Annotated in this window: 11 protein-coding genes; 5 read left to right on the forward strand and 6 right to left on the reverse strand. The window is 35.1% G+C overall.

Features of this window, described 5'->3' with window-relative positions:
* Positions 1-41 precede the first annotated feature (41 nt).
* Positions 42-1,457 carry an aminotransferase-like domain-containing protein gene (locus GTH25_RS09550; RefSeq protein WP_075670969.1) on the reverse strand — a complete coding sequence of 472 codons (1,416 nt, stop codon included), beginning with the start codon at positions 1,455-1,457 and terminating at the stop codon, positions 42-44.
* Positions 1,458-1,594: 137 nt separating this feature from the next.
* On the opposite strand from GTH25_RS09550, the gene GTH25_RS09555 reads away from it, so the two are divergent.
* The 5 genes from GTH25_RS09555 to GTH25_RS09575 all read left to right on the forward strand — a co-directional run bounded on the left by GTH25_RS09555 (position 1,595) and on the right by GTH25_RS09575 (position 6,290).
* Positions 1,595-2,929, forward strand: a complete 1,335-nt coding sequence (locus tag GTH25_RS09555; protein ID WP_164530522.1) for a cytochrome ubiquinol oxidase subunit I — start codon at positions 1,595-1,597, stop codon at positions 2,927-2,929.
* Positions 2,919-3,926, forward strand: a complete 1,008-nt coding sequence (gene cydB / locus GTH25_RS09560) for a cytochrome d ubiquinol oxidase subunit II (protein WP_159364039.1) — start codon at positions 2,919-2,921, stop codon at positions 3,924-3,926. Before GTH25_RS09555 ends, cydB begins: the two co-directional genes overlap by 11 nt.
* Positions 3,907-4,068 (forward strand): DUF2474 domain-containing protein, encoded by a 162-nt coding sequence (locus GTH25_RS09565; RefSeq protein WP_074454095.1) that lies wholly within the window; start codon positions 3,907-3,909, stop codon positions 4,066-4,068. Before cydB ends, GTH25_RS09565 begins: the two co-directional genes overlap by 20 nt.
* 609 nt (positions 4,069-4,677) lie before the next feature.
* Positions 4,678-5,061 carry a DUF805 domain-containing protein gene (locus GTH25_RS09570; protein WP_075670963.1) on the forward strand — a complete coding sequence of 128 codons (384 nt, stop codon included), beginning with the start codon at positions 4,678-4,680 and terminating at the stop codon, positions 5,059-5,061.
* Between the two features lie 383 nt (positions 5,062-5,444).
* The gene (locus GTH25_RS09575) at positions 5,445-6,290 is read left to right on the forward strand and encodes a siderophore-interacting protein (protein WP_164530523.1); all 846 of its coding nucleotides are present in this window, start codon (positions 5,445-5,447) and stop codon (positions 6,288-6,290) included.
* Between the two features lie 87 nt (positions 6,291-6,377).
* Here GTH25_RS09575 and GTH25_RS09580 read toward each other — a convergent pair whose 3' ends face one another.
* The 5 genes from GTH25_RS09580 to GTH25_RS09600 are packed head-to-tail and all read right to left on the reverse strand — an operon-like array spanning position 6,378 to position 12,046.
* On the reverse strand, positions 6,378-7,085 hold the full coding sequence (locus GTH25_RS09580) for a fimbrial biogenesis chaperone (protein ID WP_138158014.1): 708 nt from the start codon (positions 7,083-7,085) through the stop codon (positions 6,378-6,380).
* Between the two features lie 12 nt (positions 7,086-7,097).
* Entirely contained in the window at positions 7,098-8,177 is a 1,080-nt protein-coding gene (locus GTH25_RS09585) for a fimbrial protein (protein WP_098942605.1), read from the reverse strand.
* A gap of 11 nt (positions 8,178-8,188) precedes the next feature.
* The gene (locus GTH25_RS09590; protein WP_235906208.1) at positions 8,189-10,702 is read right to left on the reverse strand and encodes a fimbria/pilus outer membrane usher protein; all 2,514 of its coding nucleotides are present in this window, start codon (positions 10,700-10,702) and stop codon (positions 8,189-8,191) included.
* Between the two features lie 13 nt (positions 10,703-10,715).
* Positions 10,716-11,408, reverse strand: coding sequence for a fimbrial biogenesis chaperone (locus tag GTH25_RS09595; protein ID WP_075670955.1), 693 nt, complete (start codon positions 11,406-11,408; stop codon positions 10,716-10,718).
* A gap of 47 nt (positions 11,409-11,455) precedes the next feature.
* The gene (locus GTH25_RS09600) at positions 11,456-12,046 is read right to left on the reverse strand and encodes a fimbrial protein (protein WP_075670953.1); all 591 of its coding nucleotides are present in this window, start codon (positions 12,044-12,046) and stop codon (positions 11,456-11,458) included.
* Positions 12,047-12,379 lie beyond the last annotated feature (333 nt).

A 12,379-nucleotide genomic window follows, 5' to 3' on the forward strand; every position in this document is an offset into this window, starting at 1 on the left:
TAAATCAATAGCTACCTTTTAAAAATGTGCGCTGACGTCAGCTATTTACGTCGTAATTTTCTGCACCCTTCGCCAATTATTTCCATTCCTTTTTCAGTACGACTACTCCATTGAAAAGAAGAGTTTAAACGGAATGCATGATTAAATTGGGAGCTGGTGGAAAACATTGAACCCGGCGCAATACTGACACCTCGTTCTAATGCAAAGTGATAGAGTTTATTAGCATCAAATGTTGACTCAAACTCTAGCCAGAGAAAATATCCTCCTGATGGAATATTCACTTTTACATCTTCTGGTAAATGCGTTTGTATCGCTTGTAACATCCGATAACGCCTTTGTTCTAACAATAATCTTAATCGGCGAAGATGCGTATCATAACCACCTTGTGATAAATAATCAGCTATAGCTTGTTGTGTTGGCATACTGGCAGAAACTGTACTCATCATTTGCAACTGCTGTATTTTTGTTGCATGTTTTCCTGCTGCAACCCACCCCACACGAAATCCTGGTGCAAGGCATTTAGAAAAAGAAGCGCAATGTAAAACGCTATTTGTTTTATCAAAACCTTTTACTGGCATCGGTGCTTTCTGGCTGTTATAGAGTTCGCCATAGACATCGTCTTCGATTAGCGTTATCTGTTTCTTCGCTAATATGTCCACCAGCCTTATTTTATTCTCATCGGGCATTGTTCCACCTAATGGGTTTTGACAATGGCTCATCAACCAACAGGCTTTAATATCGTATTGCTCAACCACTTTTTCGAGTTCATCTAAACAAATTCCTGTTACAGGATCTGTTCTAATGGCAATCGCTTTTAATCGCAAACGTTCAATGGCTTGTAATGCACCATAAAATGCAGGTGACTCAATCACAACCCAATCACCCGGTTCGGTAACAGCTTGCAAACTAAAACTTAATGATTCCATTGCACCAGCAGTGATCACAATTTCATCTGGAGAAACATGAATTCCTTGTAATGCATAGCGTTGTGCAATGTTACGGCGTAACTTTTCATTTCCCGGTGGTAGATTGATCACCGAACTTTGGGGCGCTAGATGTCTTGCAGCAGAAGCCAATGCACTACTTAGTTTGGGTTGAATAAATAAACTGGGATCGGGGAAAGCAGAACCAAAAGGAATAATTTCAGGATCTTTACATGCTTGAAGGACATTGAAAATAGAGGTGCTTATTTCAACATTTTCACTCATGTGTAGCCCTTTGCTGGCTGTCACCTGACCAAAACGGTTATTACGATGTGCAACGTAATAACCTGATTGTGGTCGTGCAGTTATCCATCCTTGGCTTTCTAATAACTGATACGACTGTAAAACAGTCATTAAACTTAAACCTGATTGTTTCACCGTGTCCCGCAATGAAGGTAAACGGTCGCCAGATTGCCAGATATTATCTTCAATTTGTTGGCGTATTTGCGCTGCAAGCTGTTCATATCGAGTCATATAAAACTGTTTACCTCAAAACTGTTATAGTCATTTTTAAACTTATTGTCACTATTATAGCTTACTGTCATATGGTCTACTAATCCACACGATTTACCTGCAATTTACATTTTTATATCAATATAACGAGGTTTTTTATGCTTGGGTTAAGTGCCTTTGATTTGGCGCGTATCCAGTTTGCGTTCACAGTTTCTTTTCATATTATCTTCCCTGCAATTACTATCGGACTGGCTAGCTTTTTAGCCGTATTGGAAGGTTTATGGTTAAAAACTCGCAATAAGGATTATTTAGCGCTATTCCATTTTTGGTCAAAAATATTCGCTGTTAACTTTGCTATGGGCGTTGTCTCTGGTTTGGTCATGGCCTATCAATTCGGAACCAACTGGAGTTTTTTCTCTGATTTTGCGGGCTCAATTACAGGCCCTCTACTCACTTATGAAGTTCTTACTGCTTTCTTCTTAGAAGCTGGTTTCTTAGGTGTGATGCTGTTTGGTTGGAATAAAGTAGGCGAAAAACTTCACTTTTTCGCAACCTGTATGGTGGCATTAGGTACATTAATGTCTACGTTTTGGATCTTGGCTTCAAATAGTTGGATGCAAACACCACAAGGGTTTGAAATTATAAATAACCAAGTTGTTCCTGTAGATTGGCTCGCAGTTATTTTCAATCCATCATTCCCTTATCGCCTCACTCATATGGGTGTTGCAGCTTTCCTTGCTTCGGCCTTCTTTATTGCTGCATCTGCCTCGTGGCACCTGCTCAAAGGCCATAAAACATCCGCCATGAAAAAGATGCTTTCAATGTCTTTATGGATGATTTTAATTTTAGCACCAATTCAAGCACTCATTGGTGATGTCCATGGTTTAAATACCTTAAAACATCAACCCGCTAAAATTGCGGCTATTGAAGGTCACTGGGAAAATGAACCAGGAGAAGCAACACCGTTAATTCTCTTTGGTATGCCAGATATGGATGCTGAAGAAACCAAATATAAGATAGAAATTCCTTATCTTGGCAGCATGATCTTAACCCATAGCTTAGAAAAACAAGTTCCAGCATTAAAAGAGTTTCCTAAAGAAGACAGACCTAACTCACTTATTGTCTTCTGGTCTTTCCGCATTATGGTTGGCCTTGGCATGTTAATGATTTTAGTCGGTGTTTGGGGAACGTGGTTACGCTATAAAAAGAAACTTTATGAATCTAAGGCTTTTTTACGCTTAACTTTCTTAATGGCACCTTCAGGACTTATCGCTATTCTTGCCGGTTGGTTTACAACCGAAGTAGGACGTCAACCTTGGGTTGTTTATGGCATACAGCGAACACGAGATGCCGTATCTGCACACGGCGAAATGCATATGAGTATAAGCTTGCTGATCTTCTTAGTTGTTTATAGCTCTGTATTCGGTGTTGGATATGCCTATATGTTAAAACTGATCCGTAAAGGTACACCGGAGGTTCATCATGGGAATTGATTTACCAGTCATTTGGTTCGTCATTATCGTATTTAGTACGTTAATGTATATTGTCATGGATGGTTTCGATCTTGGTATCGGTATGCTTTATCCATTTATTAAAAGTGACCAAGATCGTGACTTAATGATGAATACCGTTGCTCCGGTGTGGGACGGTAACGAAACATGGTTAGTCCTAGGCGGAGCTGCATTATTTGGTGCTTTCCCATTAGCTTACGCGGTTATTCTTGATGCTTTAGCGATGCCACTAACATTAATGCTTGTCGCCTTAATTTTTCGTGGTGTCGCATTTGAATTTCGTTTTAAAGCCGATGACAATCACAAAGGTTTTTGGGATAAATCATTTATCTTTGGATCTATCTTAGCCACTTTTATGCAAGGCGTTGTCGTTGGTAGCGTAGTTCAAGGTTTGCCAGTTGTTAATCGCGCTTTTGTAGGTAGCTATTTTGACTGGTTATCCCCTTTTGCACTCTTTTGTGGATTTGGATTAGTTATCGCCTATTCCTTATTAGGATGTGGCTGGCTAATTATGAAAACCGAAGGTCATTTACAACAGAGTCTATATAAGGTCGCTAAACCACTTACACTTGTTATGCTTGCAGTCATTGCAGTGGTTAGTGCATGGACACCATTAGCACAACCTGCAATTGCCGAACGTTGGTTCACATTACCAAACTTATTCTTCTTTTTACCTGTTCCTCTTTTAGTGTTGTATAGCACTTGGTTAATTTTACGCTCAGTGAAAAAACAAGGACATTACCTGCCTTTCTTTGGTGCGCTGGCTTTAATTTTCTTAGGTTTTGCAGGATTAGGGATCAGTATTTGGCCTAACATTATTCCACCAGCAATCAGTTTTGTAGAAGCGTCAGCACCGCCAGAAAGTCAAGGGTTTATGCTAGTTGGCGCACTGTTTATTATTCCAATTATTCTCGTATACACATTCTGGAGTTATTACGTTTTCAGAGGAAAAACAAATTATGAAGAAGGTTATCACTGATCCACAAATACAGAACAAACCCTCATTATTAAAAAAATGGGGATGGTTGATTACTATTTGGTTTTGTAGTGTTTTAGCCTTATTCGCAGTCTCTTCCCTCTTTCGTTTTTTAATGACGTTAGCCGGAATGAAAGTCAAGTAAAGGCAAAATACATACAGCAATATAATCAACTAACACCGAATACGGCAAGCTATAGAATAGAAGTAAAGAAAGGGCTGAAGTTATCTTCAACCCTTTTATTTTTATTAGATGCTCTTTTAACAGCTAATTTTATATAATTTTCTTTTTTATAAAAGAAAATAAGAATGTAAATATTTTCATTTTTCTATGATTAACTAAACTTAAATCAAACGCCTTGATAAAATCATTTTAAATACATCATTTTTGATTAAAAATAAGAGATAAAATCTTTTTTAGGCATTTATTACGATAAATAAAGATATAAATAATCCTATAAAAAGCCATCTTCTCTAGAAATAAAATGGAATGAATGTTGAATTAGGCTTCCAAAGTAATTATGATATCGCCGCCTAGCAGGTTCATATCTGTATTATTTTATAAAGACACACCAAATGTGTCATTTAGATATGCCATATGATTAATTCAAGAATTAAATCCACTCCCTATTAAAAAGGATGGATGATGTCTGTTCAAAATACATATTTTGATAATTTAGATTTATCTTAATTGCTAAGAAAGATCACTTACACTAGGCTTACTCATTGTTGCTACTAAATTAAGGATGAAATCATGAATTGGTATTTGGAAGTCATTAAAAATAATTATGCTAACTTTTCAGGACGTGCTCGCAGAAAAGAATATTGGATGTTTACTCTAGTAAATACCATTATTATTACCATCCTATATGCTATTGTGATTTCATCAATAGACATGAATACGGGTGAAATGAGTTCATTAGGTTCAATTGTTGGTATCATTTTAGGTATTTACTCTTTAGCTATTATTATCCCTAGCCTTGCAGTGACTATTCGTCGCTTCCACGACCAAGATAAATCAGGTTGGATGTTCTTACTTGCATTTATTCCTGCTGTTGGTGGATTAATTGTTTTTGTCTTTATGTGCCTTGAAGGTACTAAAGGTGACAACAGATTCGGCCCAGACCCTAAAGCTTAATCTATTGTTGCATTAATATGACAATACAGTGAGTACACCTACTATTAAGTTACTCACTGTATTAATTGATTTTCCTACCTTTGTTACAAATATCTAAAAACATTCCTTTCTTTAAATAAAATAACACTGGCTCATCTCCTCCCGCATTGTACTTTGGTATTTTTACGTTTCTAATTAACGATATCACGTTATTACACCATGCTTATTGCATTGATCCTTAAGTTTTTTCTTTGTTGTGAGTTTGAACTTAGTCACACAATATAAGTAAAAAAATACGCTTTCCTTTACTAAATTAATGTTAATGTTGATAATGACTATCATTATTAATTGAAAATGATAATATCTACGTCGATAAAATAATTAAATGAGTCAGGTAAAAAAACGTGAGTAACCAAAAAACACCTCAAGAAAAAAATATTTATAAACCAGCACCTCCTCGCCTAGTTCAAGTAAAACGTATTACTGATGTCACTCCAGGAATGCGCTGTATTACCTTTACTAGTGATGATTTAGATTCTTACCCAGAAGATACTGCGGGAGCACATTTAAAAATATTCTTACCTTTAGAAGGCCAAGTTAAACCTACTGTACCAGGCTTTTCTGAAAAAGGTCCTAAATGGCCTGAAGGCGAACCAAGATCGATTGTACGTACTTATAGTGTTCGTGCTATTCGCCCTGAGCAAAAAGAGTTAGATATTGAATTTGCCGTACACGACGATGCAGGCCCAGCTATTCATTTCGCGCTAAATGCTAAGCAAGGTGACTATATTGGGATCACTAATCCGGGTGGCCCTGATCCTTTATTAGCACCTGCGTCACATTACTATATGGCGGCCGACCCAAGTTCATTACCTGCTTTAATGGCTTTAATTGAAACCATGCAGCCTAATGTTCAAGGAAAAGTTGTTATACGAGTAGAAGACGAAACACATCGCCAAGAAATTAAACATCCTAGTGGCTTAGAGATAATCTGGTTGATTGGCTCAGTAGAAGAACAAACTCAAAACTTAATTAATGAATTTATGTCATGGGAATTACCTGCTGAAGATGTGGCGTTTTGGATTGCAGGTGAAGACAAAATCATTCGTGCATTAAGACGTCATATTCGCCGTGATCACGGTTACGATCGCAGCTTAATTTATGCCATTCCTTATTGGCGTTTTGGTTATGACGAAGAAGGCTATCACGCTGAACGTCACCATGTTATGGATAACGAAGACGTAAGCTAAACGATAAGTTAAAGATTAAGCGTTGGCTGTACAGGCTGCATATAATTTCTTTCATTATATGTAGCCTTTTTTATTATAAAAATGTAATCAATGTATATTCTTCTTATCTTGCTGATAATTTCCATCATCATCTATATAGATGACTGTAATGACTTGGTTGGTATCAACTTGCCCTTTATATTCAATTTTTTGTTTTGAAAACGGCGCTATCATTGTGGCCTGAATTAAAGATTGCTCTTTATTCTCTTGTGTATATATTTTGGAAATCGTAAAAAAATAAGCTGAAGAATTACTAATCTCTAAATTCTGCTGTTCCTTTGTAATCTCAATCTGTTTAAAAATAGCGTTACTCGTTAACTCGAGTTGTTTAGGGCGATAAAAAAGCTTAATACGAGTTTGTAATGCTAATTGCAACGTGTTTGTATTTTCACCACTGTTAGGTTTAGGCGGAATATCAAGCACATTAAGATAAAAAATAGACTCTCTATCTTGAGGCAACTTATTGTCTAATTGTTGTATTTTTAATTGTGCTCCTCCATTAGAGGAAACTTTCATTATGGGAGGGATAACAATAAAAGGAGCCGTTGTTGTCTCAGGGGTTGATGCAATATCACCATCATCTATCCATGATTGGACTAATGTTGGTTGTTCACTGCGATTAAAAATTTGCAATGACAGTGTTAATTTGTCCATAGGAAAAATTAGACGTGTACGTTCAAGTACTACACTCGCTTTTGTTGTCGATGTTATAAGCATAAAAAATAAAATAAAAGTAGCATTCATTATTTTTTTCATTAGATACGCTCTTTAGTCATAAGACATTACTAATGTCGCTGTGCTTGTTATTTTTCCTTGAGTGACTGAATTAGCATTATAAGGATAGTAATAAGCCCCCATATTTATCGAAAATGCAGAGGATAAGTTGCCACCTTGATTAACACTGAAAATACTGGTCGCACTGCCTTGAGAATTAATATTGTCAGAAAAAATAACGGGGCTATTGATATTATCGCTTTTTACTACACGGAACCCGATCCCCCCTGCACCTTGCGCTGTTGTATTAGTTAATATAGTTTTATCTGTCGCCAATAAATTTTGGCTTGATAAAAACATCTTAATATTTCTAGACGTTTTTGAGCCACTTAAAAAGTCTTGGCACGTAAAATTTAATGTAAAAGGTGTGTATCCTGCTTTATCTACCGTTTTTGCATCTTTTACACTGATTAATGGCAATGAAACAACTAAACCCGCATTAGAAAAATTACAGGTTGTCATTACAGGATTATAAGTAATTAGCATTGGTTGTAAGAAAATATCATTTTGATCAACTGGCCATTGCCACGTTAATAAGAATTGCACAAGTTTAATAACAATATTAAGTAACCACTGAACTAACCCAACACTCGATGCATCTGACGCTAAAATAACAGGATTAACAACCGCTGTACTTCCACTCACCTCTTTATAATTGGTCGAGGGTTTACTACTCAATAACGTAAATTTTAAGGTGAAATTAGTATCTAAATCTGATGCAGGGTGTGTTCCCGCTGAAATATTCGTTACATTATCTTTTTCTAATGCTGTTAATGTAATAGAGACAAACTGCTTCCCACCATTAAAACCAATTGTTCCCGTTCGACCATCATTAAAAGGTGAGGCAATACCCACAGTATTAGGAAATAATACCCCTCTTGCATTACATTTAAAGGTACCCGGAAATATTGTTCTACTCGTTTTTGTTACAGTTGTTGAAGCTGCATTTAAATCTGCAGATAAATCAAAGTTAATATTGGGTGCCGTAATAGTGTCCTCAGGTTTACAGTTAGCAATTGCCTGTTGGCTTATCGCACCTAATAAAATTATAAATATAAAAGCTGGTGATTTCATAGCGCTTTCCTTTATCGACAAATATTACTATTTTTATCCATCGTATTTATTAAATGCTCCACAACACATTCCATTTTTTCAGCTTTATTTAATTTTATAAAGATTGAAGAAGGTAACTCATCACTTTTTAAATAAAGCACACTTGATTGTCCGACATAACCAATACTTTCTTTTTTATTATTTAAAACTTCTGTACCGAAAGGTAAACTTTCATTATTTTCTAAAGATGCTTTAATAATAAATGTCTTACGTTTATCCGTTGTTAATGTGAGGTAATTAACTGCGCCTAGATACGGAGTAACCTGGGTTGTATTTCCAACAAGCTCAGCATTTGAAGGCATTTCTGTATTTGTTAAAGTATAATTATTTGTACGATAAGGGATACTATTAGGCACTAATACTATCCCTTGATTATTGGTTAATGTGGCTTTATTTCCATTAACCATCATATTATTGGCCATAGGTGCTTCGATAAGAGTATAGGTATTCCCTGTATTACCTGAAAAAACAATATGATTAGGTACGGCAACAACTGTTCCTCTAGCGCCTAATCCTCCCTGGCGATAATTATTTGCTTCCGTATAAGATGCAGATAATGTGCTATATGGATGACGATAACTCACATTTGCGCCGACTAAATTATTTCCACCCGTTTGATTTGAACCTGTTAAAGTATAATTAACTAGGTCATCTTTACCTGCTGTTCCACTCATACTAATTGTAGATTGCTGGTAACGTGAATCAGCCGCATAAATTGAAGTATTAATATTGGCTCTTTTATCAAAAAATGAAATCGGCACACTAATATTAAAATAATAACGAGTCTCTTCTTTATTATCGTAATTTCTTAACTTTGAAACAGAAAGATTATACGCAATATCTTTATAATTATTTGAATAGCCTAACTGATACTCGCGATTACTCTCATCTGTATTCCAATAGTTTCGATGTGTCCCTGAAAGAAAAACAACACCACGCTGACCACCCAAATATTGATTAAGATTTATGGTAAACGTATTTTTTGCTCTAGAACCTCGTAGTGCATCAAACGTTGATAAATCAAGATCAGATACTGCATTATTATTATTTTGCTGTTGAGCAATATCATTTTGATAGTCTTTCCAAGCTTTATAGTTGTCATGAGCGTAAATTGAATCTACAAAACTATAATAATCACGAGTAGAATAACGATAAGCAGCCAATGTTAAATTGGTTAATGTCGCATCCATATATTTACTATAAGCAAGCCGAAAACTTTGCCCTGTTTTTTTACCTGTCTGTAAATCTGCCGTTGCATGTGTTATATCTGCTGAAATTGCCCCAAATTTAAAATTCCAACCACTACCTATCAATGCGGAGTAATAATCTTCACTGACAATACCGCCCGCATAAACAGTAACTAAATTATTAAGACCATAATGAAACTCACCTTGTGCAAATTTAGGCCGATAATTTGTATTACTAATTCGTGATTCACCTAACGTTACGTTATAACGATAAACATCTTCTTTTAACATATCAGGAACGGCTGAAAACGGGACAGTGAAAGATCCCCTTCTCCCATCTGCTTCTTGAATAACCACTAAGAGATCACCACCTCCCGCAGTAGGTTGTATATCTCGAAAGGAAAATTCACCCGGAGGCACATTTTCTTGAAAAACTAGATTTTCATTTTGATAAACACTCACTAGCGCATTCGTCTGTGCAACACCACGAATAATGGGCGCAAATCCTTGACTCGAATTAGGGAGCATACCCATTTCTGTTGCCAGTGACGCCCCTCTAAATGGAATACTGGTAAAAAGCGCTATTGGCGTATAAAAATCACCAATTGTTAATCCTGAAGTTATTTGGCTAAATGCCTTATAAACATAGCGCGTATTGTTTTTCCATTGGCTTTTGCCGTGAGAATAATAAGAGTAGTTAGATTCATCTCTAAACTGCCATGCACCTAAATTCACACCTGAATTAATATTGGCAAAAAAACTCTCGTTATTGCTTTTACTTCCTTTTTTTTCTTTATAGTTATAGTAGTTTAAATTATAAGATAAAATCAGAGCTGAAATACCTTGTTGCCAATAACTTGGATCAACATACCCTACCTCTGATTGTTTCACTGAAATCTGAGGAGCATTAATATCAAGCCTTAATTTATTAATATCTAATGCCGACGTCACGCCTTTTGCCAATTCATTTGATAGTATTGTTTTTTGCTGTGCAATTTTTTGTTTCGCAGATAGAGATAAATTTAAACCAAGTTTATTTACATCCACGGTTTCAAAACTAATCTCTGCGTGTTCACCTATTACATTTATTTCAAATTGTCCTTTCCATACTTGATTGACATAAACATCGACAAGTTGTTTTCCTTCAGGAATTTTGTCGTCAATATAAAATCGTGAAATATCTCCATTCTTTGAATTTCCAACAAGTAAAGATGTATCAAATCCCTCTGCATACAGATTTTGAGTATAATTTTGTATTCCTAAAAAAATAAGGATTGAGAGATATCTTGGATTATTCACGATGTTATCTCGATTAGAGTTTAATATTTTGTGATTTATAAACACCAAAATCATCAACATAAACAACAACAACAGAATTATTTTTTAATTTATTAATTAATGGTAACTCACGAGAAGATAACGGTGGGATCATTTCAGAATCAGCAAGAGTAATACGTGGCATTTCTTCAGTAGAAATAGAAGCTATAGTGAAATGATATTGTGAGTTATTTTTAACTAAAACCTTATTACCATTTAATTGATAAGTTATTTTTTCATTCACTAATTCAGGATCATCTGTTAATGCAGTAGGACGATAGAAAACTTTAATTCTTGTTTTCATCGCTAATTGTAAATAGCTTTTTCCTTTTAGTTCTTGTGCATTTTCAGGAATATCTAATACATTTAAATAATAGACTTTTTCAACATTACTTATCTGTTTTTCATCGGAATTTTTTATTCTTAGAGTTTGCCCTTGCCTTCCTACTATTTTGACAATTGGTGGATATAAATAAAAAGGAGAATTTGCATTTTCTGGTGTTGAATCCATATCTCCATCATCTATCCAGCTTTGTACTAAAGAAGCTAAATCACCATTATTCGTTAATTGGATATTAACACTACCAACGCCTTCATAATAAATAACGCGAGTACCATTGATAATGATATTGGCTAATACAGTCGAGGGTAATATCAAGATAATTAAAAGGAATATTAATTTTTTCATTATAACCACCCCAAAAAAGCCAGACCCATTGAGTCTGGCTTTTTATATTATAAATAAGATACTGTATAAATAACGTTAGAGTGTACTGGCCCTGTTTTAGCCGCTGTTGCATTTGTTTTATAGTAACTGGCAATTAAGCGTAGAGTATCTGAATCTGGCGCTGTTTTATCGCCTTTAATACCTGTATCAAAGGTGGCATTTAGTGGTATAGCAACGGTTGGTGCAGCAGGAGTTGATAAACTAAAGCCGACGTTTTTTGCAACTAATGGATCATTTTCATTCGAAGTATCATTAACTAAATATAATCCACTTGTTGAAATAGTGTTTGCAGATGAGAAATGTATCTTTAAATTACTTCCACTTGGAGTAGATGCAGGAGCACAATCAGAGAATGTCAAAGCAAACTCTTTTTGATTTTTGGCAATAACAGTATTTGCCGTTGTTCCAGCATCCGTTACGGTAATAGGATCTAATAGAATAGAAAAGTCCGCACTATTTCCCCCATTAATTGTACAAGTGGTATCACTAATAGCACCAGAGAAAGAAATGATCCCCCCTGCGCTGTTGGTTGCGGCAAATGCCGACGACGACAATATAGCCACTGATAATAATGACAGTGGGAGTTTATTTTTAAACATATATAACTCCAGAATAGATAAATATTTAATTAGCAAAAATAAGATTCTATTATTGCCATCATTAACTAGAGGTAACAAAAAATCCTAGTCAATTTGATATTAGTCATAACTTTAAAAACCAACAAATAAATTTATCTATTTTTTAAAATACGTGATTTAAGTCAAATTTAATTAAGTGAGAGGACTCTTAGTTAATATGTAAATGTATTTATATTTCAATATCATCATTTAATATAAATATTATAAACAAAATAACAATAACAATTAATTTATTAATAACCAATCTAAAAAAGAATACTCCTAGATAAATCACTTCACTTTGGAATTTTTTAT

The organism is Proteus terrae subsp. cibarius (genome assembly GCF_011045835.1).
Lineage (GTDB): Bacteria > Pseudomonadota > Gammaproteobacteria > Enterobacterales > Enterobacteriaceae > Proteus > Proteus cibarius.

Excerpts from the sequence above, each read along its gene's own strand:
- GTH25_RS09550 (WP_075670969.1), bottom strand. The coding sequence starts at position 1,457 with ATGACTCGATATGAACAGCTTGCAGCGCAAATACGCCAACAAATTGAA.
- GTH25_RS09555 (WP_164530522.1), top strand. The coding sequence starts at position 1,595 with ATGCTTGGGTTAAGTGCCTTTGATTTGGCGCGTATCCAGTTTGCGTTC.
- cydB (WP_159364039.1), top strand. The coding sequence starts at position 2,919 with ATGGGAATTGATTTACCAGTCATTTGGTTCGTCATTATCGTATTTAGT.
- GTH25_RS09565 (WP_074454095.1), top strand. The coding sequence starts at position 3,907 with ATGAAGAAGGTTATCACTGATCCACAAATACAGAACAAACCCTCATTA.
- GTH25_RS09570 (WP_075670963.1), top strand. The coding sequence starts at position 4,678 with ATGAATTGGTATTTGGAAGTCATTAAAAATAATTATGCTAACTTTTCA.
- GTH25_RS09580 (WP_138158014.1), bottom strand. The coding sequence starts at position 7,085 with ATGAAAAAAATAATGAATGCTACTTTTATTTTATTTTTTATGCTTATA.
- GTH25_RS09585 (WP_098942605.1), bottom strand. The coding sequence starts at position 8,177 with ATGAAATCACCAGCTTTTATATTTATAATTTTATTAGGTGCGATAAGC.
- GTH25_RS09595 (WP_075670955.1), bottom strand. The coding sequence starts at position 11,408 with ATGAAAAAATTAATATTCCTTTTAATTATCTTGATATTACCCTCGACT.
- GTH25_RS09600 (WP_075670953.1), bottom strand. The coding sequence starts at position 12,046 with ATGTTTAAAAATAAACTCCCACTGTCATTATTATCAGTGGCTATATTG.